Source organism: Enterobacter sp. NFIX58 (genome assembly GCF_900110475.1).
Lineage (GTDB): Bacteria > Pseudomonadota > Gammaproteobacteria > Enterobacterales > Enterobacteriaceae > Enterobacter > Enterobacter quasiroggenkampii.
Window position 1 is genome coordinate 1,376,746 of record NZ_FODW01000001.1, and the last position, 26,737, is coordinate 1,403,482.

Sequence of the window (26,737 nt, forward strand, 5' to 3'; positions counted from 1 at the left end):
TTTCTAAGCTGCCTGTACGGCAGTGAACGTTTTTGCTGGGTCCACATCACCTGACCAAAGTTTCTAAGCTGCCTGTACGGCAGTGAACGATTATCACGTAACAGCAAAGGACAGGGAAGCTTTCTAAGCTGCCTGTACGGCAGTGAACACCCACGTTAAAAACGCGTTCCCGAGCTTTTCTTTCTAAGCTGCCTGTACGGCAGTGAACGTTTTTGCTGGGTCCACATCACCTGACCAAAGTTTCTAAGCTGCCTGTACGGCAGTGAACGATTATCACGTAACAGCAAAGGACAGGGAAGCTTTCTAAGCTGCCTGTACGGCAGTGAACACCCACGTTAAAAACGCGTTCCCGAGCTTTTCTTTCTAAGCTGCCTGTACGGCAGTGAACGTTTTTGCTGGGTCCACATCACCTGACCAAAGTTTCTAAGCTGCCTGTACGGCAGTGAACGATTATCACGTAACAGCAAAGGACAGGGAAGCTTTCTAAGCTGCCTGTACGGCAGTGAACACCCACGTTAAAAACGCGTTCCCGAGCTTTTCTTTCTAAGCTGCCTGTACGGCAGTGAACGTTACGCTGACAACTGAGCAGATTAGCGCGCAGTTTCTAAGCTGCCTGTACGGCAGTGAACGCGTATCAAGCGCCGGAGCTGATGAACCTCAATTTCTAAGCTGCCTGTACGGCAGTGAACATGCTCAACTATCCAGAACTGAACGAAATATGTTTCTAAGCTGCCTGTACGGCAGTGAACAGCTCACCGCGTCGTGGCGGATGACGTCCGTTTTTCTAAGCTGCCTGTACGGCAGTGAACGCAGTTGCGCCAGTTACGGGGTTACCACGAAATTTCTAAGCTGCCTGTACGGCAGTGAACGGATCCTGGGCAGCTCACTTGGCTTGATTCTCTTTCTAAGCTGCCTGTACGGCAGTGAACGGTTATAGATGAAATTAAACAACGACAGCGCCTTTCTAAGCTGCCTGTACGGCAGTGAACGCAATGAGGTGTACGGCGTGAGCCCTATCGATTTTCTAAGCTGCCTGTACGGCAGTGAACCGCAGAAACGGCTACGGCGACTGTAAGAGTGTTTTCTAAGCTGCCTGTACGGCAGTGAACTGGAACAATCTACACCTATCTTCTTGTGATATAAAGAAATCCCCCTAAAATTCTCCGTAACCCCTTTTTTCACCCCCTACAATTCACCGTTGTGAAATCAACTACTTAAAACTCACCAATAAAAAAGGGTCCGTAGACCCCTTCTCTCGGAACAGATTCCAACCCCTACCGCCACGCAGGCGCTTTCCCCAGCGCAAACCGCCCTGCGCCTAAAAACGCCACCGCCAGCGAGCCGATAAAGAAGTACACCAGGCTTTCAATCGCCCATGCGCCAACCTTATCAAGGGCGAGCGTTTCCCCCATTCCCACCATCAGCCATGCCACGATCATCGTAAACGCCAGCACCAGCGCGGCCGGGCGCGTAAAGAGCCCGACAATAATCAGGATCGGCGCCACCACTTCGCCAATCAACACGCCGTAGGCAATAAACCCCGGCAGCCCTTTCTCCACCAGCATGCCGCTGATAAAGCCCACCCCACCAAACAGCTTATGCAAACCGTGAAAGAGCATCAGCCCGCCGACGGCAAGTCGTAACAAGAGTTTGCCAAGATCGTCGCACGATAGCTTTTCATTAACAGCAATTAACAATGATTTAACCATTTGAAATGATTCCTGTTTTCACTGAGATATCACCAGATTATGCCGAATAATTACGCATGAAAAGCACCTTTTAATTGGGGGGATTTGACGGGCAATACGGAGACTTTCTTCTAAGCTTGTAAGCGTTATCACAAAAAGGAGACGGACAACCATGAAACAAACCGTGGCTGCATATATAGCGAAAACGCTCGAACAGGCTGGCGTAAAACGTATCTGGGGCGTTACCGGCGATTCCCTGAACGGACTCAGCGACAGCCTTAACAAGATGAAGACCATCGAATGGATGCCGACCCGCCATGAAGAGGTTGCCGCGTTCGCCGCAGGCGCTGAAGCGCAGCTTACCGGGGAACTGGCCGTCTGCGCCGGATCCTGCGGCCCAGGTAACCTGCACCTGATCAACGGTCTCTTCGACTGCCACCGCAATCACGTGCCGGTGCTGGCGATTGCCGCCCACATCCCCTCTTCCGAAATCGGCAGCGGTTATTTTCAGGAGACGCATCCGCAGGAGCTGTTCCGTGAATGCAGCCACTATTGCGAACTGGTTTCATCCCCGGAGCAGATCCCGCAGGTTCTGGCGATCGCCATGCGCAAGGCCGTGCTGAATCGCGGCGTTTCGGTGGTCGTTATTCCGGGCGATGTAGCCCTCAAGGCCGCGCCGGAAGGGGCCAGCACCCACTGGTATCACGCGCCGCAGCCGGTGGTGACGCCAGCCGAGGAGGAGCTGAAAAAGCTGGCGCAACTGCTGCGTTACGCCAGCAATATCGCCCTGATGTGCGGCAGCGGCTGCGCGGGCGCGCACAAGGAGCTGCTGGAATTTGCCGGTAAGCTGAAAGCGCCGATCGTCCACGCCCTGCGCGGCAAAGAGCACGTCGAATACGATAACCCGTACGACGTGGGCATGACCGGACTGATCGGTTTTTCTTCCGGCTTCCACACCATGATGAACGCCGACACGCTGATCCTGCTCGGCACCCAGTTCCCGTACCGCGCGTTCTACCCGACGGACGCCAAAATCATTCAGATTGATATCAACCCGGCCAGCATCGGCGCGCACAGCAAGGTCGATATGGCGCTGGTGGGCGACATCAAATCCACCCTTGCCGCCCTGCTGCCGCTGCTGGAAGAGAAAACCGATCGCAAGTTCCTCGATAAAGCGCTAAGCGACTATCGCGATGCCCGCAAGGGTCTGGACGATCTCGCCAAACCGAGCGACAAAGCCATTCACCCGCAGTATCTGGCGCAGCAGATCAGTCATTTCGCGGACGACGATGCCATCTTCACCTGCGACGTAGGCACGCCAACCGTCTGGGCGGCACGCTACCTGAAAATGAACGGCAAGCGCCGTCTGCTCGGCTCGTTCAACCACGGCTCGATGGCCAACGCCATGCCGCAGGCGCTGGGCGCAAAAGCGACAGCGCCGGAGCGCCAGGTGGTGGCGATGTGCGGCGACGGCGGGTTCAGCATGCTGATGGGCGATTTCCTGTCGGTGGTGCAGATGAAGCTTCCGCTGAAAATCGTGGTCTTCAACAACAGCGTGCTGGGCTTCGTGGCGATGGAGATGAAGGCCGGCGGCTATCTGACGGACGGCACCGAGCTACACGACACCAACTTTGCCCGCATCGCCGAGGCCTGCGGCATCACCGGCATCCGCGTGGAGAAAGCGTCCGAGGTGGATGAAGCCCTGCAGCGCGCCTTCTCCATCGACGGCCCGGTACTGGTGGATGTAGTCGTCGCCAAAGAGGAGCTGGCCATCCCGCCACAGCTCAAGCTGGAGCAGGCCAAAGGCTTTAGCCTGTACATGCTGCGCGCCATCATCAGCGGGCGCGGTGACGAGGTGATCGAACTGGCAAAAACCAACTGGCTCAGGTAAAACATCTGGCATCGCCTTTTTAAATATAAGGACATGCCATGATTGATTTACGCAGTGATACCGTTACCCGCCCGAGTCGCGCCATGCTCGAAGAGATGATGGCCGCCCCGGTCGGGGACGACGTCTACGGCGACGACCCGACGGTAAACGAACTGCAGCGCTATGCCGCAGAGCTGAGCGGAAAAGAGGCCGCCCTGTTCCTGCCCACCGGCACGCAGGCTAACCTCGTGGCGCTGCTCAGCCACTGCGAGCGCGGTGAAGAGTACATCGTCGGCCAGGGCGCGCATAACTACCTCTACGAAGCCGGCGGTGCTGCGGTGCTCGGCAGCATTCAGCCGCAGCCGATTGACGCCGCGCCGGACGGCACTCTGCCGCTCGACAAGGTCGCGGCGAAAATCAAAGCCGATGATATTCACTTTGCCCGCACCAGGCTGCTCAGCCTTGAAAACACCCACAACGGCAAAGTGCTGCCGCGCGAATACCTGAAAGCCGCATGGGAGTTTACCCGCGAACGCAGGCTGGGCCTGCACGTGGACGGCGCGCGCATCTTCAACGCCGTGGTGGCGTACGGCTGCGAGCTGAAAGAGATTACGCAATACTGCGACTCATTCACCATCTGCCTCTCTAAAGGGCTGGGCACCCCAGTGGGTTCCCTGCTCGTCGGCAATGCGGACTACATCAAGCGTGCCAACCGCTGGCGCAAAATGACCGGCGGCGGCATGCGTCAGGCGGGTATTCTGGCAGCTGCGGGGCTGTATGCCCTGAAAAACAACGTGGCGCGTCTGAAGGACGATCACGACAACGCCGCGTGGATGGCGGCGCAGCTGCGTGAAATTGGCGCCGACGTGATGCGCCACGACACTAACATGCTGTTCGTTCGCGTGGGCGATGACCACGCTGCTGCGCTTGGCGAGTTCATGAAAGCACGTGGCGTGCTGATCAACGCCTCGCCTGTCGTGCGTCTGGTCACGCATCTCGACGTCAGCCGCGAGCAGTTGACCGACGTGGTGAAACACTGGCAGGCGTTTTTACAGCGATAAGGAGCAGCACGTGCCGCAACGCATTCTGGTGCTCGGCGCCAGCGGGTATATCGGTCAGCATCTCACCGCGGCGTTAAGCCAGCAGGGGCACCAGGTGCTGGCTGCGGCACGCAACACCGAACGCCTGCAAAAACTCGGTTTAGCGGGCGTTACCTGTCACAACGTTGACCTCAACTGGCCAAAGTCGCTTCCCGCGCTGCTGGACGGGGTCGACACCCTTTACTACCTGGTACACAGCATGGGCGAAGGCGGGGATTTTATCGCCCACGAGCGTCAGGTGGCGATGAATGTCCGCGATGCCCTGCTGCAAACCCCGGTGAAGCAGGTGATTTTTCTCAGTTCACTCCAGGCACCTGAACACGAGCAGTCCGATCACCTGCGCGCCCGCCAGCTGACGGCGGACATCCTGCGGGGGGCAAATATCCCCGTCACCGAACTGCGCGCCGGGATCATCGTCGGCGCAGGCTCTGCCGCCTTCGAAGTGATGCGCGATATGGTCTACAACCTGCCGGTGCTCACGCCGCCGCGCTGGGTCCGTTCGCGCACCACGCCGATTGCGCTGGAGAATCTGCTGCATTATCTGGTGGCCCTGCTGGATCATCCGGCGGAGCAACACCGCGTGCTCGAGGCGGCAGGCCCGGATGTGCTGAGCTATCAGGAGCAGTTCGAACATTTCATGCGCGTCAGCGGACGCCGCCGCTGGCTGATCCCCATTCCCTTCCCGACCCGCTGGATTTCGGTGTGGTTTTTGAATGTCATCACCTCGGTGCCGCCGACGACCGCCAAAGCGCTTATTCAGGGGCTGAAGCATGATTTACTGGCCGACGATCGCGCGCTGCGCGCCTTAATTCCTCAGGACCTGATCCGCTTTGACGATGCCGTGCGCAACACGCTCAAGGAAGAAGAAAAGCTGGTGAACTCCAGCGACTGGGGTTACGACGCCCAGGCCTTTGCCCGCTGGCGGCCGGAGTATGGTTATTACCCGAAACAGGCGGGCTGTACGGTGAAAACCGGCGCCAGTCTGGCCGCGCTGTGGGAGGTGGTGAACCAGATTGGCGGCAAAGAACGGTATTTCTTCGGAAATCTCCTCTGGCAAACGCGCGGGGCAATGGACCTGCTGGTGGGCCACCGACTGGCAAAAGGCCGCCCGGCACGCCCGTATCTTGAGGTGGGTGACGCGGTTGACAGCTGGAAGGTGATTATTGTCGAGCCGGAAAAACAGCTGGCGCTGCTATTCGGCATGAAAGCCCCGGGGCTGGGCCGACTCTGCTTTACCCTGAAAGACAAAGGCGATCATCGTGAACTGGACGTCCGCGCATGGTGGCATCCGCACGGAATGCCGGGTCTGTTCTACTGGCTGTTGATGATCCCTGCCCACCTGTTTATCTTCCGGGGCATGGCGAAACGCATTGCGCAACGGGCAGAACAAAAGACGGAAAAGATCTAAATAAAACTCTCTTTCTTTCACCTTTCCCATTGCATAGCGCCGTAATTCACGAAAGAATGCGCACGAAATTCTTTTCAACACAGTGGATAGCTATGAAGGTACTGGTTACCGGGGCGACCAGCGGCTTAGGCCGAAATGCGGTCGAATTTCTGCGCAATAAAGGCATCAGCGTCAGGGCCACCGGTCGCAACGAAGCGATGGGTAAACTGCTGCAAAAAATGGGCGCAGAGTTCGTCCATGCCGACCTGACGGAGCTCGTCTCCTCGCAGGCGAAAGTGATGCTCGCCGGTATCGACACGCTATGGCACTGTTCCAGTTTTACCTCCCCGTGGGGGACCCAGGAAGCCTTCGATCTCGCCAACGTGCGGGCCACCCGCCGTCTGGGCGAATGGGCCGTTGCCTGGGGCGTGCGTAACTTTATTCATATCTCGTCACCGTCACTCTATTTCGACTATCACCACCATCGCGACGTGCAGGAAGATTTCCGCCCTGCCCGCTTTGCCTGTGAATTTGCCCGCAGCAAGGCGGCCAGCGAAGAGGTCATTGACCTGCTGGCGCAGTCAAACCCGCATACCCGCTTTACGGTCCTGCGTCCGCAGAGCCTGTTCGGGCCGCACGACAAGGTATTTATTCCCCGTCTGGCGCAGATGATGCACCACTACGGCAGCGTGCTGCTGCCGCGCGGCGGCGATGCGCTGGTGGATATGACCTATTACGAAAATGCCGTTCACGCCATGTGGCTGGCCAGCCAGCCGGACTGCGATAAGCTGATCTCCGGTCGCGCCTATAACATCACTAATGGCGAACCGTGCACGCTGCGCAGCATTGTGCAGCGGCTGATCGACGAGCTGCAGATCGACTGCCGTATCCGTTCTGTTCCCTATCCCATGCTGGATATGATTGCCCGCAGCATGGAGCGCTTTGGCAGCAAAACAGCCAAAGAGCCTGCGCTGACGCATTACGGCGTTTCTAAACTCAACTTTGACTTCACGCTGGATATTTCGCGGGCGGAGAATGAGCTGGGGTATAAACCGGTTGTGATGCTGGATGAAGGGATTATGCGCACGGCGGCGTGGTTACGGGATCACGGGAAGCTTCATCGCTAGCCTTTTTGCCCGGTGGCGGCTTCGCCTGACCGGCCCTACAACTGCTCCGTACTGCCCCATCGCTCCATTAGCCTCATGTACGAAAACGGCAACCCGAGGGTTGCCGTTTGCTTTTACAGAGCTGTCCAGGCATCTGCCCACGCCAGGCCAGCGCCTGGTTCGTAGTATGCCGGAGAGTTGTTACACCAGCCGCTGTACGGGAACGGTTTGCACTGGAACAGTTTACCGTGGTTGTTCACGATATCACCTGCGTTGTACTTGCTGTTCGCGCTCCACGCGGCGTAAGAGCCGGAAGTGCCTTCGTCCTTAGACGTGGCTTTCGCTTTCACGTTCAGCAGGTAAGACGTAGTGCTGGTCAGTTCGCCATCGCTGACGGTCAGGCCGATTTCGTACTGCTGAGCCGTTGCAGACTCTGGTGCCTTAAAGGTCACCACCGCCTTGTCCTGACCGGTCACGGTCTGGCCATCCTGGGAACGCCAGGTGTAGGTCAGCTTGTTACCGTCGGCGTCTGTGGAGCCTTCCGCGCTCAGGGAAACCTGCGCACCCGCTTCAACCGCCCCGATTGGGCCCGCAATCTGCGCCACAGGGGCGTGATTCACGGTTGCCGGTTCAACAGGGGTGGTATCTTCCGCTGGCGTGGTATCCGCTGGCGGCGTGGTGTCTGCCGGAGTTTTGTCTTCGCCTGGGGTCACTGCCGAGCCGTCATCGTTAATGATGTTCACGTTATAGAACTTCTTAACGCAGTTGGTGTAGTCACCCTCTTTGAACGCGCTGAACGGCGTCTGGTAACCCACCAGCTGGCAGGAGTAGGTCTTACCGTCCGGCGTATCCGGACTCCATCCCCAGTCCTGCTCCCAGTAGATCTTCAGCGCGCCGGAGCCGCCTTCATCGAACTGCTTCATGTTGGCGCAGCCCAGCACTTCATTCGCCGGAACTGGCACTTTCAGGTAGTTCGCGAACTCTTTGTAGTACTTGATGCGGTTTTCAGACTGGGCAATCTCAGTCGGGCCGCCGCACTCTACGCCACCGTTGATGATCTGGGTGGTCACGCCGAAGCCAGGAACCAGGCCGTTGGCTTTATCGTGATCGTTTGGCTGCCAGGTGCCATCGATAACCTGCAGCATGCTTGGTTTTGGCGGCTGCGGATAGGCGAAGAAGAAGATCGCACTCGCCAGGTTCAGCCAGGTATCCGCCACCAGCTCAGGCTTGTCGAGCAGGGTGCGGACGGTGCCAAACATCGCTTCCGAGAACGGACCGTAGTTGTAGTTGTAAGACAGCTGCTTCGCGCCGCGGCCAAAGTAGCTTACGAAGTCGCCGTCTTTGTCCTTACCGCATGGCCAGGTCTGCCCCTGCCAGATGTCAGGGTTACATTCGCCGTTATAGCCGCCTTTCTGGCCTTCAGTCCAGCCCATTTCACGAACGTGAACCAGGGCCTGACGCCATTCGGCTTCCGGACGCCAGCTTTCATGACCGCCGGTTTCCTGCGCAAAGTGGGCAAACATGGTCGCCAGCTCTTTGCGGCAGATGGCGTCGCTGTCGCGACCATCATTATAGGTCTTACACAGTGCCGGGAATTTACCAACAGCCTTCAGGAAGTTACTGTAGGTGTAAGACTGAGCGCGCAGCGGGAAGAGATATTCCCAGTCGCTGGCCTTCACGATCCCTTCAACGCGCTTGACGTTGTCAGGGTTCGACGCACGACCTGGCTCAATCTGCTCAACGAGGCTGTTGTCCAGAGTCGCAATGGTGTCTTTCACCGAAACCATCAGCGGGAAATTGGTCAGCTCTTTTTCCTTTTTCGCCAGATCGCTGGCTTTCATGGTGTACGGCTCGCTGCTGGCCGCCTGCAGTGATGCAGCCTGCGCCATAAAGGGTGCAATGCATGCTCCCGCCACGAGAACGCTCAGTAATGTCCTTTTCGTCATTTCAAATAATCCTGTATTTAAGCAACTAGGGTGAGTACATTCCCGGCTTATGTATTACTCCCTTAATAAATAAGCCTGAGAGTGTGGTTCTTTTTCATTTTCTGAAGAACACCAAAAGGAATTCTTCAAAAAACAAAAATGACGCTATCGTTATTTACCCGACTTTATTTGCTGATACTTCGCCCACACTTTATGGGCATAACGCATGCGCTGCGGATAATTTTCTTTTTTCAACCCGGCGTTATAGGCGCCTACCGCTTCCCAGTTATAGCCATACACTTTTATCATCCCGGACAGGATGGACGCGCCGACCATAATGGAGGTACAGGGCTCAGTTATAAGCTGGTTCTCATCAATCCCCTGACGCTCTAACTCGCTGAAGTGCGAGCTGTTAATCTGCATCAACCCGACGTCACGCGTGCCGTCGTGGTTCCAGCCTACCGCGTAAGGATTCATTCCGGATTCCACTTTGGCAATCGCATATAACAGCCACGGATCGACGTGATAATAATGTCCGGCGTTATCCCAACAGTTCGCAAATACGCTTTGACTAAACAGCAGTAAAAATAAAATCACGCGTTTCATGAGCACCTGCTCTTAAATACTGAACCTCTTCCTGCTCATAATTAGCGATCATTCTGAAGTGTTGGTCACACCCGAAGTGGGGTGTGACCAACCATTGCGGGTTGATATCATTCCCGCAATTCACGGTTCAGAAGGTTATTTGCAATCGGTTGATGCGCCTTCTTTCACCCATACGTCGCTGTTGGCCGGGTTATCACCCTGCGTCCACCATTTCGCACGGTAAACGTTGCCCTGGTAGGTCGTGGTATCGCCGCCGTTGTATGCCAGGTCAGAGCGCCAGTTCATCTTCACGTTGCTTACCATTTCCCATGCGTCCACGCCGAAGTCAGGCTGGTTGCCCTGCGTCCAGTATTTCGCTTTCCACACCAAATGGTCGAAGCTGACGGTATCGCCCGTGTTGTAGATTTTGCTGGATTCCCACGCCGGATATTTGCTGGCGTTGGCGTCAACAGGCTTATCGCAGCTGCCGGTCGCCGTACCTTCATCAGATGGCGGGGTCACCTCGTCTGACGGTGGCGTCACTTCATCCGCAGGCGGGGTGACGTCTTCTGCCGGAGGCGTCACTTCGTCAGCCGGTTTTGGCGTGACCACGACCTGGACGTTGGACTGAACGCTGGTCTTGCCATCGCTCACCACCACGCTCAGGGTATAGGACGACTCAGAGCTCACCTCAGGCGCGGTGATGTTCACGTTCGCGCTATCGGTACCGGTCGCGTGCATATCAGCCGGTACGCTCCAGGCGTAGGTCAGCGCATCACCGTCTGGATCCGCCGCCTGCGCGTGCAGGGCATAGGTTTCGCCTGCCTGCAGGGTGACGTTCTGCATTGGGTTAATCACCGGCGCCTGGTTCGCTTTTGGCGCTTTGTTAACGACCTGAACATCAGCGGAGTTGCTCAGCCCCTTCGCGTCGGTCACGGTCAGTCGGAACGCCAGCGTCTGGTTGCTGGTGACGGCCGCCACGTTGAAGGAAGCCTTCGCTTTGGTGCTGTTGGTGAGGGTCACCGATGGGCCAGAGATCTGGGTCCATTTGTAGGTAATGGCATCACCGTCTGGATCGGTTGAAGCCGAACCGTCCAGGGTCACGGTAGCCGGACCGGTTACCGTCTGGTCAACCGCGGTGGCAACCGGCGCATGGTTGGTCACGACCGGATCAACTGGCGCAGAGCCGCCCATCAGGCTTTCGTTCATCGCGTTCAGGATGTCGCCGGTATCGGAGTCGATAGACCAGGCGAAGAGGCCGCCCAGGTTTTTCGACAGCACGTACTTCCCTTTTGCCGTGGTAGAGCGTGCATCTTCATAGGAGATCAGATCCCCCGTTGCCTTATTGAAGACGTACGGCGCTTCGGCAGTCGCATCGTAGCCGGATTCCCAGCCTGGCTTGCCTTTGTACTCGTTCATAATCTGACGATAGTCCACTACGCCCGGTTCCCAGGTGCCTTTCACCATGCCGGTTGCGGTACCGGTGAACGGATTGTCGCCGGTGTAGCCATGCACGCCAGTCCAGCCGCGGCCATACATGCCCGCACCCACCACGATCTTGCCTGGCTGTACGCCCTGAGCAAGCAGCGCGTCCACGCCGTTCTCGGTGGTGTAGTTCGTGTCCGGACGCCATGACGGCGCGCGCAGCGCGGCCTGGTGGCCCAGCTCGGTGTTGCTCCAGCCGCCGTAGAAGTCGTAGCTCATCAGGAAGATATGGTCGAGGTCGCGCTGAGCGGTGGTGTAATCCACGTCTTCGATCTTGTCGCGGCCTGCACCCACGGCGCTGGTCAGCTCATAGGTACGACCCGTCTGCGCGGAGAGCTCGTTCAGCATGGTACGCAGATCGTGAATCAGCGCCGTGTAGGTGGCTTTATCCTGCTGCGGGTTGCCTTTGGTTTCAGTCACGCCGCCGCCGCCCGGGAATTCCCAGTCGATGTCCACGCCGTCAAAGAATTTCCAGGTCTGCAGGAACTCCTTCACGGAGGCCACGAAGCGAGAGCGGATTGCCGGGTCGCCCATGTGGTAGAACGGGTCGGACAGGGTCCAGCCGCCGATGGATGGCAGCACTTTCAGGTCAGGATGCGCTTTTTTCAGCGCCATCAGCTGGCCAAAGTTCCCTTTGTACGGGTCGTCCCAGTCGGCGACGCCCGCCTGCGGTTTTTGCAGAGCAGCCCACGGGTCATGGATGGCCACGGTAAAGTCCGGACGTCCGGCGCAGTCGCGCTGCAGCACGGAGAAGCTGTTGCCGCCCTCAACGGTTTTCAGGCCATCGTTAATGCCGTCGCCGCCACAGATTGGAATGAAGCCATAGAGGATGTGGTTAAGGTTTGCAGCCGGGATTTTATCAACCGGGAAGTTACGATCGTAAACGCCCCATTCAGGGAAGTACGCCGCAACCACTTTATCAGGATGTTTGGCGAACGTTTTGTTGTTCTCCTGCAGCGGTGCGTTCAGCGGCAGCAGATGGCTGCCGTCGGTGTCCGCCACGATGATCAGCTTGCTGGCGCTTTTGGTACAGCCGCTGGCGTTACAGGCTTCCACCTGTTCCTGATAACGTCCGCCTTTTTTCACCTTAAAGGTGGCTGAGCCGCTTGCACCGGCTGCACCGGTCCACACGGTTTGACCATCGAGCAGCACTTTTGCAGAGGTTGGCGCGTCGCCGCTCCACACGTTCCACTCGACTTTCACATCCACGCCGTCGTTATGCACCTTGACGAGGCTGTTGTAATCCTGCGCGGCCTGATCCACTTCCACCAGCGCAAATTTGTCATTGCCGTAGCCGATGGTCGGTGCACCTGGCGCAGCTGCGAATGCAGAACCGGTTGCCGCTGCAATAAAGAGCGCCAGATATTTAGGCTTAATAAATTTCATTTTTATTTCCTGATAAATTTATTCGTAAACGTAATTGACCCATGTCTTCCTTTAAAACATGGAATATTATTCACATAGTGCGTTTTTTAAATACGCAGACAGCCGTTACCCAAACCTTAAAGACGCGTTGTATTCCTCCATTAAAAGATACAAGCTAAAACTCCGTGTAGCTTATGCCTTTTACGATACACTGAGGATAAAAGGTCGTCCTTCTCTTTCCCCGTCGAAAAAATTGATAAAAAAACTTGACCCGGTTATTTAATATGTGAGCGAAAATAACTGGCTGGTATAGAGTGCTATTCCAGCAAAAGCCAGATAAGGTCCGAAAGCGATGGTGAGGTTATTTTTATTTAATTTATTTAAAAGCAAATACCCCACGATGCCGCTTAATGCGGCAATTAATTCAATCTCAGGCAGCGCCTGCCAGCCGCACCAGGCGCCCAGCGCCGCCAGCAGCTTAAAATCGCCGTAGCCCAGCCCTTCCCGGCGGGTGAGCAGACGAAACGCCCAGTACACCAGCCAGAGCGAAAGATAGCCCGCCACCGCGCCCAGCAGCGCATCGCGCAGGGGCAGTCCGTGGCTGAAGGCGTGGAACAGCAGCCCGGCCCACAGCAGCGGCTGCGTCAGGCAGTCGGGCAGCAGTTGGTGCTGTCTATCAATCATCGCCAACGGCAGCAGAAAGGCCGCCAGCACCCACAGCGAGAAAAGGGATGCTAAGCCCGGTATCCACCAGGCGGTGACGCCAAAGAACAGCGCCATCACCAGTTCGAGTAAAAATAACCGCAGCGGAATCGCCGACTGACAGCAGCGGCAGCGTCCCCGCAGCGCCAGCCAGCTCAGCAGCGGGATATTCTCCCAGGCGCGCAGCGCATGCTGGCAGACGGGACAGTGCGATGCAGGGAAAAGCAGGTTGCTGCGGCACGCCTCCTCCATCACCATCCCCGGCACGCGGTCCACCACGACGCCGAGAAAGCTCCCCAGGATCGCGCCGAGCACGCCGCTCATCGCGGCAAACCCGACGGGATAACTCTCCCGGACGAGCATCAGCCCGTTCATGCCACTTTTTTCCAGGTCAGCTGGATTTCGGCCTTCACGTCGCTCAGGTGATCCACCGGCGTGAGGTTTATTTTCTCGAGCCTGACGCCGGAGGCGAGGTTCATCTCACGCAGCCAGTTTTTTAATTCATAGACGTTGACCCGGTTCACCACAAAGGCCAGGGTCTGACCATCCTGGCGAATATCGGTCAAGGTCAGGTTAATTTCATGCGCGCTATTCTCCACCACGCTGCGTGGATTATCAGTTTTCACCTGTAGCACCGGCAGATGGTTTTTATCAATTTCTGTTTTCATCCAGTTTACCGTTTCCGTTTGTCGCGCCAGCGTCGCCTGGCTATTTTTTATCATGTTATCCAGGGGTATTACCCCCGCGTAATAGATGACGGCGCCGAATAAGGCTCCCGCGGCTATTTTTAAAATGCGTTGTTCTCTGACGCTGTATTGTTGATAACGAGATTTAAGCTGTGCAATTCGCCCTTTCATTTATATTTCCCTGTAATCATGGCCGTATACGGCGCGTCCTTTGAAATAAGCTGTAACGTAAAATCAAAATTCGCGCTGGCCTGATGAATGAAGTCCTGTAACGCCTGCTCGTTTTGCGCACTCACGCTTAACGTCAGGCCTCCCTGCGTGTCGTCATATTCAAGCAGCGTAATTTCCATTGACGGAACGGACTGACGGATTTTTTCCAGCTCGTCCATCTGCAAAAAAATGCCCTTAGGCTGCTTCTTGATGTTCTGCCCGAAGTGGTACTTGATGTTGGTCTGCTGGCGCATGCTAGGAAAATGGTGCTGATAGAGCTGGACCATCTCCTGCTGGACCTGATTTTCCTGATCGACCAGCATCCACGCCAGGGCGATGCGGGGGCCAAGCAGCAGGCCCAGAGAGAGAAGCCCCATCGCCGCGACGGCGGCCTTCATCCCTTTCGCCGCCCTCGCGCTGGTCGCCTTCGCGCTGAACGCGCCGTGCAGCAGGTTGACGCGGCACGCCTGCCACTGGGGCTGGATCAGCACCAGCGGATGTTCGCCCGCCAGCTGTTCGTCAACGTCAACGCCCGGCGGGATCTCCCCGTAGCAACGCACCTCGCCGTCTCCGGCTTTTTGCATCAGCAGCGGCAAGAGGCCCGCCTCAACGTTACAGGCGGTATGCGGGGATAAGCGCAGCCAGTAGTTCTCCTCCTGCGCGACCAGCGTGCTTCCGCCCGCCGTCACCGGCAGCAGCCAGGCGTCCGGTAGGGCCTGAATCACCTTCAGGCCCGCCTCGTGAAAGCGGGTCAGCCACTGCTGCAGGCGGGCGGTATCTATCGCCACCGCGTCCACCTCGGCGCCTTTTTTGTTCAGCACCGTCCAGTGGAGATCGTCCACCTCGCCGATCAGGGTCTCCTCCGCCATCCACGAGAAGGCGGTCGCCTGCGACGCGACTTTCTTCGGCAGCGTAAAGTGGCGGAAGATCATCTCGCTGGCGGGCAGCAGCAGACAGACACGCGCGGCCAGCGGATGATCGGCAAGGGTATGCAGCGCCTGCGGGGTGTCCAGGGTTGTAACCTGTTCGCTTCCCGACTCACACCACATGATTTTCCCGTCCTCACGGCTGTCGGGACGAACAAAAAGGACCTGTTTCATAGCGTTCTACTTTTCTTATTCAATCATTCGGTAACGACGTTGCCACGTCACAATTTCACCGGCTTCGTTATTCACCTGAAGCTGGCTCACCACGCGAAGCGTTAACTCATCGGTATTGCCGGTATAGTTGACGCGGAAATACCGACTGTTGATGGAGAGAACCTCAGCCACCTGCGGGAGATCGTCCTTAAGCTGCGGGAAGGCCTGTTCCAGCGCTTTGCTGAAGACTTCCATGCTTTCCCAGCCGCTCTCCGGCCGCGACGCAATCAGGCGAACGGCATCGTCCGCGGTCAGTTTTCCCGGGAACAGGGCTGCCAGTAAGGGAGCCTGCTCCGGCGTCAGGGTATTGACATCCACCTTGCTGGCGGAGTCCGGCAGCGCGCATAACAGCTTGCTCACCTTCGGGTACGCCGCAACAGGAAACGCCGGCAGCAGCTTTATCTCGGCAAGGGTGCGCATCATCTGATTCGCTGGCTGACGCGCCGGCACCACGCCAGCCCAGGCGTCCGTCTCCGCGCCCTCTTTCACCGTTGTGGTGTCGCCGTCGAGATAATCCATCAGTTGCTGATAGACCTCTTCCGCCGTCGTCTGGCTGACGCCGCCGTCCGTCAGGATCTGCTCGACAATCTTCTCTTTTCGCGGCTTTTCCGGCACGGCTGACGCAGTTTGATCCTGAGCCACTTTGTCTGCGGCCAGCAGGTTATTGACGTTGAAGCAGTCCTGCGCGTCCTCGACCTGACTGACCACCGTATAGTCTTCACCCTGCGTCTCCAGCGGCTGGTGCCAGTCGCCCTCCGGGTCGAGCGGTTTGCTCTCGCCGCTGGCGTCGCTCTGCAAGCGATCTTTCACCACCTTTTCCTGCGCCTGCATTGCCCAGCGCAGCTGCTGCTGGCTCACCTGATAGTGGGTTTTCTGCAAATTACGGCAGAACTGCTGGCTGATTTTGGCCGCCAGGGCCGACATCATGACCAACAGGATCAGCACAACCAGCAGGGCAACGCCGCGTTGTTGATGTATCCGGCTCATGGCTTCACGTCCGGCGCAGGCGCACGTTGCGGGGCGGGCGTATTTTCCGCCGCCGGTGCCGCCGTTTCGGTGCCCGGCTGCGGTGCCGCCGTTTCCGGCATGTCTCCCGGCGTGGTAAACACCCAGCGCCAGGTCTCGCCATTTTCCATGGTCAGCGTGAGCTCCACGCCGTCTGGCAGATGGGCGGACTCACCCCAGCTTTTTTGCCAGCCCTTGCGATAAAACCGCCACTGCATCGATTTCACCTCGCTGACAATCGGCACTTCATCGGGTTTGACGTCTGCCGGGCTGTCAATGACCGGCCAGACGTCGCGATACAGGCGCCCCTCTTCCAGCCGCCAGCGCACGCGCTCCAGCTGGACCGTGCCGCTCACGCCGTTCAGCGTGGTGAATTCAACCGCATCGCCATCCTGCAAAAACAGATCCGGCTCGTTGCGCGGCGCCCGCGCCTGCAGCTGGAAAAAATCGCGCTCCATGAGGCTCCAGGCACGCTGAAGCTGGTTGAGCTTTGCCGCACTGGCATCCGTGGCTGAACTGGTGCGCATCGCGCCGTCCAGAATTTGCCAGGCCAGGGTGCTGATGACCGCGAAAATGGTCAGCGCAATCATGATCTCCAGCAGGGTAAAACCGCGCTGGCGTCGGATCGTCTTCACTTGCTCTCTTCTCCCGGCCCGATAATCTGAAGCGAAATGACCGGCTGGCTTTCATCACCTTCGGCGTAAACGCGGATGGCATTGGCCCAGCCGCTATTGGCGGTTTTCACCCGCTGCTTGTGCCAGTACCAACTGCGTCCCCCCATAATTTCCGTCCCCTGCTCCTCGGTATCGGGAAAATCGGCTTTAGCAAGCTGGGCTTCTGCCAGCTGATTTTCCGCAACCCAGCTGGCCTGCAGCGTTTCGGCCAGCCCGTGGGTGAAGCGTACGTTCAGGGAGACGGAATTCATCAGCGCCAGCGCGGCGGTGGAGAAAATGACCAGCGCCACCATCACCTCCAGGAGCGTCATCCCCTTTTGCTTAACCTTGCCTTTAGTCATTGTTTTCTACCGATACCGGGGCAGCGCCCTGCGACACCACGCGGAAGTGATGCTGTTTGTCGTAACTTTGCAGCGTCAGCGTAAAACGGCCAATCTCGCCGTCCGGCAGAAAGAGGATCTGGGGGTCGGCCTCGACGGTCGCCGCCAGACGCTGAGGCGAAAGCGATACGTGCATCTCTTCCGGGAAATTGCCCTTCGTGGTAATACGGCCTGCGGATAATGGCACCCAGCGACGTTCGCCGTTTTTATCGTCGAGCGTGACCAGCTGATAGTTATCGGTAGTGATGACCAGCCCGACAATATTTCCGTCCATTACCGCGCGGTCTGAACCATAATCAACGAGGGCTTTTAATTGCTGACCAAATATATCCGCACCGCTGCGTGAGGGTATTGTTGATACAACCATCATGGCGCAGCTGGCAAATATCACCAGCGCCAGAATAATTTCCAGCAACGTAAAGCCGCGTTGACTCTTCATTATTTCTCTTTCTTATCCAGAGACCAGTTCGTAATATCGTCTGCGGTATTGGCTTCGCCATCAGGACCGGCAGAGAAGACGTCTACGGCGCCGTGTTCACCCGGGCTGACGAGCAGATAATCGTTGCCCCACGGGTCCTGCGGCAGGCGGCGAATATAGCCGTCGGCGCGGTAGCCGTTGGGAATAGGCGCGATCTCAGGTTTGGTCACCAGCGCCTGCAGGCCCTGCTCGGTGGTCGGGTAGCGGTGGTTATCGAGCTTATACATATCCAGCGAGCCTTCGAGCGCAACAATATCGCTGGTCGCCTTTTGCGCGTCCGCTTTTTCTTTATTACCCATTAAATTTGGCACCACCATACTCGCTAAAACGCCGAGAATAACGATCACCACCATTAATTCGAGCAAGGTGAACCCCGCCTGGCGAGCCAGACGTTTTGTTTTTATAGCCATGATTTAACCTACCATATTATTAAGTTGCAGAAGCGGCTGTAATATTGACAGCACGATGAATAAAACAATCGTCGCCATGGAGACCACCAGCGCCGGTTCAAATACCGACAGCGTTAACGTAATACGATGCTGTAGCGCCGACTCCTGGTTTTCCGCCGCGCGGTCCATTAAGTTGCCTAATTCGCCGCTCTCTTCACCGGAGGCAATCATGTACAGCATGGTGGGCGGGAATAATTTCGCCTGCTCCAGCGCGGCATAGAGCGATGCCCCCTGGCGCACGGTATCCGCCGCCTGCTCCAGCACCTGCCGGGCGTAGAGATTTTCGATACCGTCCATCGCGATATACATCCCTTCGAGCAGCGGCACGCTGCTCGCCTGCAGGATGCTGAGCGTGCGGATATAGCGGGCGCTGTTGATGGCGCACACCAGCTTTTTAATCGGCGAGCCGTTCACCAGCCAGCTGTGCCAGCGAAAGCGGTTTTTAGCGTTTCTGAGCCAGGCCTTAAAGCCGATAACCCCACCGGCCAGGATCCCGACAATATAGATGCCGTACGCCTGCAGAAAATCGCTCACCGCAATCAGCGTGCGGGTGGTGATCGGCAGCTGCTGCTTCATGTGGGTGAACTGTTCGATCACCTGCGGCACCACCGCCACCAGCAGAATGCTAATGACCGCGATGGCCACCACCGTCAGGGTGATCGGGTAGACCATCGCCTGCGTCAGCTTGCTCTTCATCTTCTGGCGCTGTTCGTTGTACTCCGCCAGCTTCTCCAGCACGTCGCCGAGGTGGCCGGTTTTTTCACCGGCCATCACCAGCGTGCAGTAGAGCTTGTCGAAGGTGCGCGGAAACTGGCTGAAGGCGTCGAACAGCGTATGCCCTTCCACCACCTTCTCGCGGATCTCCACCACCATCGCCGCCAGCTTTTTGTCCTCCGTCTGCTTCGAGATCGCCTTCAGCGCGCTCTCCAGCGGCAGAGCGGCGTTGACCAGCGTGGAGAGCTGACGGGTAAACATCGACAGCACCGGCGTGGAGAGCTTCGCCCCGGTTTTCGCTTTCCCGGACGCCGCCGCCTCGCGCGTTTCGGAGATGCTGACGGGCATCAGCTTTTGCTCACGTAACGTCTGGCGAACCTGCTTTTGCCCTTCGGCCTGCAGCGTGCCGCGCCGGGTTTTGCCCGCCGCATCCGTTGCCGTCCATGCGTAGAGGGCCATTACTCATCCCCCCCACGCTCGGCGGTGACGCGCATCACCTCTTCCAGAGAGGTGACGCCGCTAATCACCTTCAGCAGCCCGTTTTCGCGCAGGCTATAGGCCTGCTTAAAGAGCTGCGTTTCGATGGACATCTCATCTTTATCTTCATGGATGGCGCGACGCATGGCGGTGTCCACCACCAGGAATTCATGAATGCCCGCACGTCCCTGATAGCCGCTCTGGCGGCAATGCTCGCAGCCCACCGCGCGATAGATCGCTTTCGGCGGCGTCTCCATGAAGCTGAACAGCGCTTTTTCATTGGCGTCCAGCGGACTGGTGGTACGGCAGTGCGTACACAGCCGACGCACCAGACGCTGGGCAATGACACCGAGCAACGATGAACCGATTAAAAACGACTCCAGCCCCATATCCCGCAGACGGGTGATAGCCCCGGCGGCGCTGTTGGTGTGCAGCGTAGACATGACCAGGTGACCGGTGAGCGAGGCCTGCACCGCAATTTGCGCGGTTTCGCCGTCGCGAATCTCCCCGATCATCACCACGTCCGGGTCCTGACGCAGGATGGCGCGCAGCCCGCGGGCAAAGGTCATGTCCACGCGCGGGTTCACCTGGGTCTGCCCCACCCCTTCAAGCTCGTATTCAATTGGGTCTTCGACGGTCAGAATGTTGCGTTCATGGCCGTTCAGCGCCGAGAGAATGGCATACAGGGTGGTACTTTTCCCGGAGCCCGTGGGCCCGGTGACCAGGATGATGCCGTGCGGGCGGTCAATCAGCCCTTTTAACTTCTCCAGCTCTTCATCAATCAGGCCCAGCTTGTTGATGTCGGGCTTGAGGTTACTTTTATCGAGCAGGCGCATCACCACGCGCTCGCCGTACTGGGACGGAATGGTCGAGACGCGCACGTCGATGGCCTTGCGGCCAATGCGCAGGGAGATACGACCATCCTGCGGCAGACGTTTTTCGGCGATGTCGAGTTTTGACATGACCTTGATGCGCGACACCAGCAGCGGCGCGAGCTTGCGCGCAGGCTGGAGAACCGGGCGCAGGACGCCGTCAACGCGGAAGCGAATGCTCAGCGTCCGTTCGAATGTTTCAATGTGGATATCCGACGCGCCGTCCTTCACCGCCTCGCCGAGAATGGCGTTGATCAGGCGGATCACCGGCGAGTTTTCGTCGTTATCGAGCAGATCTTCGTTATCCGGGATCTCCTCGGTTAACGCCATCAGGTCGATATCCGCGTCCATATCGTCCACCAGCTGCTGGGAGACGCCGCTGCTCTGCTGCCAGATTTTGGCCAGCATCTCCTCAAAGGCCTCAGGGGCGAGGATCGTCGGCTCGAAGGGGCGTCCCAGTACCCGGCGCATCTCCAGCAGGGCAAACGAGGGAGCATCCTCGCGAATGTAGACGTCGTTGTTGTAAAACAGGACGCCGTTATCCTTTGCGTAACTGCTGCTGCAGAGCGTTTTACTCAGTTCATCCACGTTGCGCCCTCCGCCTTAGTTTTTAAACGGATTGCGCGACGTGCTGGCGCGGGTTGTGGCCGGCGCGGCGCTGGCCGACGGGAAGGCTGGCAGCACCGCGCTGTCGGACGGTTCAATAATACCGAGCTTCTTCTCCTCCACGCGCTGCTGCTGGCGGGCGCGGATCTGGTCATATTTCTCTTTCGACGCCGCGCTGAAGTTATCGTCGTCGCGCAGGACGGTGGTATGGATAAACACCATCAGATTGCGCTTCGAGGTATCCTGCGAGGTGTAGCGGAACAGCTGACCAACCAGCGGGATATCGCCGAGCAGGGGCACTTTGGAAACCGACTGCTTGGTGACGTTTTCCATCAGGCCGCCAAGTACCACCGTCTGACCGCTGTGTACCATCACTTCGTTGTTGATGGTGCGGGTGTTGAAGGTTGGGCCGAGGCTGGCGTCCTCCGTCGCGCTGTTGTCGACGCTGGAGACTTCCTGCTCAATCTTCAGGTGGATCATGTCGCCATCGTTGATCTGCGGCACAATTTTCAGCTTGGTACCGACCGTCTTACGCTCAACGGAGTTAAAGACGTTGTCGCCGCTGGTGGTCTGCGAGCCGGAGAGCACCGGCACATCCTGCCCGACGTTGAACGACGCTTCTTTGTTATCCAGCGTGACCACGCTTGGGGTGGAGAGAATGTCGTTCTTGCCGTCGGTGGAGAGCGCGGTCATCAGGGCACCGAAATCGCCGTTAAAGAAGCCGGTCGCAAGGCCAGTGAAGCTCGCCCCCTTCATGGTGCCGTTTTTAATCTGGCTGATAGGCAGGCCGGTTGAGCCGAACTGTACGCCGCCGTGCTTGCTGGTCCACTGCACGCCGAGATCCAGGCCGTTACCGTCCTGCACTTCCGCGATGATGGCTTCCACCAGCACCTGTGGACGACGGATGTCGAGCTTGTCGATCACCTTCTCCAGAGAGTTCATCACGTTAGGCTGGGCGGTAATCACCAGCGAGTTGGTTGCCTCGTCGGCGGTAATGTTCAGATCGCTGGACGCAGGCGCGGCTTTCGACTTCGGCGCACCCGCCTTATCCTTCAGCTGCTCGCCAATGCCGGTCAGGACCGGAACCACCTTGGTGGCGCTGGCATACTTGAGATAGAAGACGCGGGTATTCCCCTCGTTATTTTGCTCGCGATCCAGCTGATGGATCAGGGAGCGGGTACGCATGCGCGCGTCTTCCGAGCCGCTGATCACCAGGCTGTTGGTTTCGTCATCTGCCACCACTTTGGTGGCCAGCTGCGGCGCGTTCTGCCCCTTCTGCTCTTCATTGTTGAGGTTGTTCAACATGTCGGAGAGCTCTTTAGCGGACGCAAAGCGCAGCGGCACAATCTCGCGGCGCTGAATACCGTCTTTGTCCACGCGCTGAACCAGATCCACCAGGCGATTGACCACCGAGGCTTTACCGGTTAGCAGCAGCACGTTGGACGGCTCGAAGTGCACCACGTTCCCGATGCCGGTGGCATCGTTGAGCTGGCGCAGCAGCGGGGCCAGCTCGCGCACCGGCACGTTTTCCATGCGCACGACGCGGGTGATGATCTCATCACCTTTGCCCGGATTTTTACCGTCGGCCAGCGGCGCACCGGCGGTGCGGGCAATGCTTGAGCGCACCACCTTGACCATGCCGTTATCCATCGGGATCACCGACAGGCCGTACAGGTCCAGCACGCTCAGGAAGAACTGGTAATACTCATCTTCCGTCAGCACGTTATAGGTTCTGACCGACACCGTGCCCTGAACGGACGGATCGACCAGAATGGTTTTGTTCAGATTGCGGCCTACCGTATCAATAAACTCGCGGATATCGGTATTTTTAAAGCTGGCGCTAAAGTTAGCTGCGAGCAGCGAACTGGAATATAACGACAATGCGGTCAGCGCCACGCACGCCCAAGGAAATTTCTTCATGTCTGTACACTTGTTAATTGTTTAGAACATTGACCCGAATATTTTCAAGGTGAGCGTGACGTCTGACGACGACCTCCGCTTCTTTCATTTTCGACCAGTTGGCAATAATATTTTTTGCCTTTGCTGCATCGGTCATATCGACAGAATTGACTTTTACCGCCACATCGCCTTTTTCCAGCCCGGAATGGCTGTAGAAGGCAGAGGCATTCCTTGGATTAATGTTGTAGCCTTCCAGTTGGCCCTTTTCGATAAGTGGTTTTAACACCAGATAATCATCCAGATGCACGCTTTCCGCACCTGCATCTTTCGTCGATTTGGTTACCGGACCGCTGTCTACGCCGCCCTTAAAATAATCAGGTTTATTTAACGCCAGTACCTGCGTAGCACCTTCGTAATTAACCACCACATTGTCTTTGTTAATTTCCTGAATAAAGGCATCGTTAAAACCGGTCAGCGCCTCGCCTTCGCGATAGCTCTTCTGTCCCCCCGGCGTTTTGATCACGGCGAAGGAGAGCCAGGCATCGTCGCTGCGGACGATCCCCTCAATTTCGGCGGCGAGCGGGGCTTTCGCGGCCGCAGGCAGGCTATCCTGACGCACGGCGGCGGTGAAAAGTGAAAAAGCCTTTTCTTCCTGACGTCTTTTTTGCGGTTTCGCCGCTGTGTTCGCCAGCTTATTCGTCACTTTTTTATAATCTTTAAAAATGACGTAGCCTTGCTGACCGCAAAAAATCAGCAATACAAACATAATACAGGGCGTTATCCATCGTGAAAGAAGTGAGAACCTCATTATTCATCTGGCCTTTAGCAAAGCGAAAATAAGCAGCGTCATGCTGCGCCAATATGTGGCATAAATAGTAATTAGCGGCCTGATAATCGACCACCTGCTTCGCCGTTAACTTTGATAAAGAAAAAGATTGACCGTCAAAAAGAGCGGTGTTAGAGGTAGCCAACAGGTTATTTTTACCCTGTCCGTAAATTGACCATGATGCAGCCTTGCCGTACTTTTCCGGACCATTGCTATTCATGTCCAGAGACGGTAAGTCGCTATGTATCAGAGTCATTTTAAATTTAATCACCCGCCTTTTCGAAAAATCACCCGCGCCTCGGGCGATTTCTTCGTGCCGTATCATCAGGATATTTTCAACCTGCTGAAAGAGAAAACCCAACAGGCGGGGATTATTGGGCTCTTTGCTGACGATGCCCCGCTGCTGGGCCAGTTCAGCGACGCCCTGAAATCCACTTCCCCTGGCGTTATTGCTATCAATGCGTTTCCAAAACTGAGTGCCAGTAGCCTGCTGTATAAACTCAACCCGGGAACGAAAGAGAGCAAAAACCGGCTTCAGGCGGTGGATACCATCCTGCACCAGTGGCAGGGAGGGAAAAGCAGGACGAAAGTGCTGGTGATTAGCCATACCGATGCCATGAAAGAAACCTGTCGGGAGGTGCTGGCTCTGCTGCTGACGCGTGCGCAGGAGCTGGAGTTTCGCCTGTCCGTCGTGCTGATGGGGCCAGCGGATCGGGATGCCGCGCTGATGCAGCAGCCTGAACTGCGTGAATATGCGCATACCTGTCACACCCTGCGTCCCCTTACCTGCCGGGAGTTTCTCAGCTACGTTCAGGCGCAGTGTGAAGCGCACGGGGGTGAGCACGCGCCGTTAACCCCGGCGCGGGTGCGTAAAATGCATGCCCTGACTAAAGGGAATATCAGCAAGCTGAACGAGCTGGCGCACCTGTCGATGCTCGCCGCCTGGACCGAACGTGCAGCCCAGGTCAGCCCGCGTCATTTGCGCCTGGCGGCAGGTGAGATCCTGCCTGCGAAAAAATACGGTAAGCGCCTGGCTACCGTGAGCGTATTCGCCTCTGTGCTGTTCGCCGCCTGCGGCTGGTATTTGACCTCTTCGATCGGTGCAAGACTTCCGATTCAACTGCCGGTGCCTGCCAGCTGGAAACAGAAGACGCCAAAAGTCCAGGCGCCGGTGGTGCCGGTTATCGACAACGAGGTGGTTAATCAGCCGGATGCGATGCATCAGCTCTATCTGATGTGGGGATATGACGCCTCGGCGGAGGATGCCCTGTGCCAGAACGCCGCGAAGGTGAACCTGATGTGTAAGCAGGGGAATGCTTCCCCGGATGCGCTGGCACAGGAAGGGTATCCGTGGGTGAGTGAACTGAAAACCGGCAACCACCTTAACTATGCCGTGGTCGCCCGCGTCGGGGATAACTCGCTTGACCTGCTGATGAACAACCGCACCTGGCAGGTAAGCCGTCACTGGTTTAACCAGCATGCCACCGGCAACTATACCCAGCTCCACCGCCTGACGCCGGAAGGCAAAGACGCCATCAGCGCCGCCAGCGACGGCAAAGAGCTGACCTGGCTTGACCAGCAGCTGAGCCAGGCCCTTGCCGAACCGGTAACCCACGCGCAAACCTGGACGGCGGAGATGATGAAACGCACCCGCGAGTTCCAGCAAAAAATGCATCTGCGCGTCGACGGCATTCCCGGGGAAGATACGCTGATGCAGTTAATGCGTGACACCAACACCACGCCGAGCGTGCTGCTTCAGACCACCCACGCCGCGCCGGACGCGAAAACGCAGGAGAAGCATTCCTAATGTCTACCATCTGTCTTGCGGCTCAGCGCAGCTACGTTTCCGGGGAAGCGGTCTGGTTTTCGTACCGCATGCCCAGCCTGAAAAAGATCGTTTCTAACGCCTTGTTAGGAATAGTAAGCCTCTGCGTCATGCTGATGGCGGGGCTGTACGCCCACGTTTACTGGCAACTGCGCCACCCTGCGCCGGAGCCGGTAAAAAAAGTGCACGTGGCGAAGCCTGAAACGCAGCTTTCCGACATGCACTACGTGTATGTGAGTAAGCCGTTCCCGCATCCGCACCCGAAACCCGCGCCGGTGCAGGCCGACGTCCCTGCCATGCAGGATCTGCCGATTAACAGCGACGACGCCGACTGGCAGCAGGCGCCGGACGGCACGGTGCCGCACGATACCTCGCGGGATACCCTCCCCGGCACGCAAGCGCACGACGATGCAGCCCCCGCCCGCACGGACGGTGACGACGGTTCATTAACCGAGCTGTTTAAGCAGGCGTTAAAAGAACAGGAGCAGGATTATTCGCAAGGCAAAATACCCGCGCCGCCGGTTGACGAAACGCAGGATAATGCTCAGGCCAGCACATTACATAAAGAAAATTCCCGGTCTCCGTTAAGTGAAAAAGGAGACCGGCTGGAATAGTTAATATTTTTCAGGCAGGTTGGTGATGTTAAGGAGTCGACCCTTTTCCACCACAATATATTGACCTTTTTTCAGGTCGGAGAGAATTTTGATAATGGTGCTGCGTGCCAGGTTGGTGTATTCCTGAATATAATCATAAACGTTGATATCGCGTTGATGATGGACAATCAGTTCATTAATTTCCAGCAAAAACTCGCGCACAACAGAATAGGCGCTGCGGGCGACCAGCACGTCATCACGCTTGCTCAGCATGCAGATATACCAGGCCAGCACTTTGGTAAGCTCAGGCCATAAGCCTTTCTCCGTCATAAGCTGAGAAAAGGCGTCTTTAGGAATCGAACGCACCACGGTATTCGAGCGGACCAGGCCATACATATGGGATGAATGATAAAAAATGGAAGAGAGTCCAAACACGCACTGCCCCTGCAGGGTGAACATACAGAGCTCGTCGGATTCGCGGCGAAATTCCACTTCACCGCTGACGATAACATGAATAAATTCATTGTCGACGGTGGTAATTTTTTGCCATTTCTTTAACGTTTTTTCTTCATATCCTTCTGTTGCGGAAATAATGTTTTCCATTTCATGATGCGGACGCAATTTTCTGCCGTAAATGCTTAACATTGTTATACCCGAATTAAGATGTTAATTTTAGATAAAAAGGGGCCAT

At 57.0% G+C, this 26,737-nt stretch carries 24 protein-coding genes and 1 CRISPR repeat array; of the genes, 6 read left to right on the plus strand and 18 right to left on the minus strand.

The window, feature by feature from the left end:
* A CRISPR array of direct repeats spans nucleotides 1–1,109; the repeat unit is 28 nt; unit sequence TTTCTAAGCTGCCTGTACGGCAGTGAAC.
* A 165-nt stretch (nucleotides 1,110–1,274) separates the two neighbouring features.
* Nucleotides 1,275–1,709: a DoxX family protein gene (locus BMW97_RS06780; protein ID WP_045908406.1), complete on the minus strand. Its 435-nt coding sequence runs from the start codon at nucleotides 1,707–1,709 to the stop codon at nucleotides 1,275–1,277.
* Between the two features lie 151 nt (nucleotides 1,710–1,860).
* Here BMW97_RS06780 and poxB point away from each other — a divergent pair, with 151 nt between their 5' ends.
* From poxB to BMW97_RS06800, 4 genes are all read left to right on the plus strand, one after another.
* Nucleotides 1,861–3,579: a ubiquinone-dependent pyruvate dehydrogenase gene (poxB, locus tag BMW97_RS06785; protein WP_045908407.1), complete on the plus strand. Its 1,719-nt coding sequence runs from the start codon at nucleotides 1,861–1,863 to the stop codon at nucleotides 3,577–3,579.
* Nucleotides 3,580–3,617: 38 nt separating this feature from the next.
* Nucleotides 3,618–4,619: a low-specificity L-threonine aldolase gene (gene ltaE / locus BMW97_RS06790; protein ID WP_045908408.1), complete on the plus strand. Its 1,002-nt coding sequence runs from the start codon at nucleotides 3,618–3,620 to the stop codon at nucleotides 4,617–4,619.
* A 10-nt stretch (nucleotides 4,620–4,629) separates the two neighbouring features.
* Entirely contained in the window at nucleotides 4,630–6,066 is a 1,437-nt protein-coding gene (locus BMW97_RS06795; protein ID WP_045908409.1) for an SDR family oxidoreductase, read from the plus strand.
* A gap of 92 nt (nucleotides 6,067–6,158) precedes the next feature.
* Nucleotides 6,159–7,172, plus strand: coding sequence for an NAD-dependent epimerase/dehydratase family protein (locus BMW97_RS06800; RefSeq protein ID WP_045908410.1), 1,014 nt, complete (start codon nucleotides 6,159–6,161; stop codon nucleotides 7,170–7,172).
* 113 nt (nucleotides 7,173–7,285) lie between these two features.
* On the opposite strand, the gene BMW97_RS06805 is transcribed toward BMW97_RS06800, so the two are convergent.
* The 16 genes from BMW97_RS06805 to BMW97_RS23810 form a co-directional block, all read right to left on the minus strand.
* Nucleotides 7,286–9,097 (minus strand): chitinase, encoded by a 1,812-nt coding sequence (locus BMW97_RS06805; protein WP_045908411.1) that lies wholly within the window; start codon nucleotides 9,095–9,097, stop codon nucleotides 7,286–7,288.
* A gap of 150 nt (nucleotides 9,098–9,247) precedes the next feature.
* Nucleotides 9,248–9,682, minus strand: a complete 435-nt coding sequence (gene iagB, locus BMW97_RS06810; RefSeq protein WP_045908412.1) for a type III secretion system invasion protein IagB — start codon at nucleotides 9,680–9,682, stop codon at nucleotides 9,248–9,250.
* A 135-nt stretch (nucleotides 9,683–9,817) separates the two neighbouring features.
* Nucleotides 9,818–12,532, minus strand: coding sequence for a glycosyl hydrolase family 18 protein (locus tag BMW97_RS06815; RefSeq protein WP_090392608.1), 2,715 nt, complete (start codon nucleotides 12,530–12,532; stop codon nucleotides 9,818–9,820).
* Between the two features lie 258 nt (nucleotides 12,533–12,790).
* Nucleotides 12,791–13,588, minus strand: coding sequence for a prepilin peptidase (locus BMW97_RS06820; RefSeq protein ID WP_090392610.1), 798 nt, complete (start codon nucleotides 13,586–13,588; stop codon nucleotides 12,791–12,793).
* Nucleotides 13,585–14,070 (minus strand): type II secretion system protein GspM, encoded by a 486-nt coding sequence (gene gspM / locus BMW97_RS06825; RefSeq protein ID WP_045908415.1) that lies wholly within the window; start codon nucleotides 14,068–14,070, stop codon nucleotides 13,585–13,587. Before gspM ends, BMW97_RS06820 begins: the two co-directional genes overlap by 4 nt.
* Nucleotides 14,067–15,209: a type II secretion system protein GspL gene (gene gspL / locus BMW97_RS06830; RefSeq protein WP_045908416.1), complete on the minus strand. Its 1,143-nt coding sequence runs from the start codon at nucleotides 15,207–15,209 to the stop codon at nucleotides 14,067–14,069. The genes gspM and gspL overlap by 4 nt, the downstream gene beginning before the upstream one ends.
* Nucleotides 15,210–15,224: 15 nt before the next feature.
* Entirely contained in the window at nucleotides 15,225–16,235 is a 1,011-nt protein-coding gene (gene gspK, locus BMW97_RS06835) for a type II secretion system minor pseudopilin GspK (protein ID WP_045908417.1), read from the minus strand.
* Nucleotides 16,232–16,888 (minus strand): type II secretion system minor pseudopilin GspJ, encoded by a 657-nt coding sequence (gene gspJ / locus BMW97_RS06840; protein WP_045908418.1) that lies wholly within the window; start codon nucleotides 16,886–16,888, stop codon nucleotides 16,232–16,234. The genes gspK and gspJ overlap by 4 nt, the downstream gene beginning before the upstream one ends.
* A complete protein-coding gene (gene gspI, locus BMW97_RS06845) occupies nucleotides 16,885–17,268 on the minus strand; it encodes a type II secretion system minor pseudopilin GspI (protein WP_045908419.1) in 384 nt (127 codons plus the stop codon). The genes gspJ and gspI overlap by 4 nt, the downstream gene beginning before the upstream one ends.
* Complete coding sequence (gspH, locus tag BMW97_RS06850; RefSeq protein WP_090392612.1) at nucleotides 17,261–17,746, minus strand: type II secretion system minor pseudopilin GspH; 486 nt, start codon at nucleotides 17,744–17,746, stop codon at nucleotides 17,261–17,263. Before gspH ends, gspI begins: the two co-directional genes overlap by 8 nt.
* Nucleotides 17,746–18,195 (minus strand): type II secretion system major pseudopilin GspG, encoded by a 450-nt coding sequence (gspG, locus tag BMW97_RS06855; protein ID WP_008500018.1) that lies wholly within the window; start codon nucleotides 18,193–18,195, stop codon nucleotides 17,746–17,748. Before gspG ends, gspH begins: the two co-directional genes overlap by 1 nt.
* Before the next feature lie 3 nt (nucleotides 18,196–18,198).
* Entirely contained in the window at nucleotides 18,199–19,407 is a 1,209-nt protein-coding gene (gene gspF, locus BMW97_RS06860; protein WP_045908421.1) for a type II secretion system inner membrane protein GspF, read from the minus strand.
* The gene (gene gspE, locus BMW97_RS06865; RefSeq protein ID WP_045908422.1) at nucleotides 19,407–20,885 is read right to left on the minus strand and encodes a type II secretion system ATPase GspE; all 1,479 of its coding nucleotides are present in this window, start codon (nucleotides 20,883–20,885) and stop codon (nucleotides 19,407–19,409) included. Before gspE ends, gspF begins: the two co-directional genes overlap by 1 nt.
* A gap of 15 nt (nucleotides 20,886–20,900) precedes the next feature.
* On the minus strand, nucleotides 20,901–22,823 hold the full coding sequence (gene gspD / locus BMW97_RS06870; protein ID WP_045908423.1) for a type II secretion system secretin GspD: 1,923 nt from the start codon (nucleotides 22,821–22,823) through the stop codon (nucleotides 20,901–20,903).
* A 13-nt stretch (nucleotides 22,824–22,836) separates the two neighbouring features.
* The gene (gspC, locus tag BMW97_RS06875; RefSeq protein ID WP_045908424.1) at nucleotides 22,837–23,568 is read right to left on the minus strand and encodes a type II secretion system protein GspC; all 732 of its coding nucleotides are present in this window, start codon (nucleotides 23,566–23,568) and stop codon (nucleotides 22,837–22,839) included.
* Nucleotides 23,519–23,848, minus strand: a complete 330-nt coding sequence (locus tag BMW97_RS23810) for a hypothetical protein (protein ID WP_145983619.1) — start codon at nucleotides 23,846–23,848, stop codon at nucleotides 23,519–23,521. Before BMW97_RS23810 ends, gspC begins: the two co-directional genes overlap by 50 nt.
* Nucleotides 23,849–23,869: 21 nt before the next feature.
* Here BMW97_RS23810 and BMW97_RS06880 point away from each other — a divergent pair, with 21 nt between their 5' ends.
* On the plus strand, nucleotides 23,870–25,435 hold the full coding sequence (locus BMW97_RS06880) for an ExeA family protein (RefSeq protein ID WP_045908425.1): 1,566 nt from the start codon (nucleotides 23,870–23,872) through the stop codon (nucleotides 25,433–25,435).
* Nucleotides 25,435–26,067, plus strand: a complete 633-nt coding sequence (locus tag BMW97_RS06885; protein ID WP_045908426.1) for a hypothetical protein — start codon at nucleotides 25,435–25,437, stop codon at nucleotides 26,065–26,067. Before BMW97_RS06880 ends, BMW97_RS06885 begins: the two co-directional genes overlap by 1 nt.
* Here the strand turns inward: BMW97_RS06885 and BMW97_RS06890 are convergent, their stop codons facing one another.
* Nucleotides 26,068–26,691 carry a helix-turn-helix domain-containing protein gene (locus BMW97_RS06890; protein ID WP_045908427.1) on the minus strand — a complete coding sequence of 208 codons (624 nt, stop codon included), beginning with the start codon at nucleotides 26,689–26,691 and terminating at the stop codon, nucleotides 26,068–26,070.
* Nucleotides 26,692–26,737: the final 46 nt, after the last annotated feature.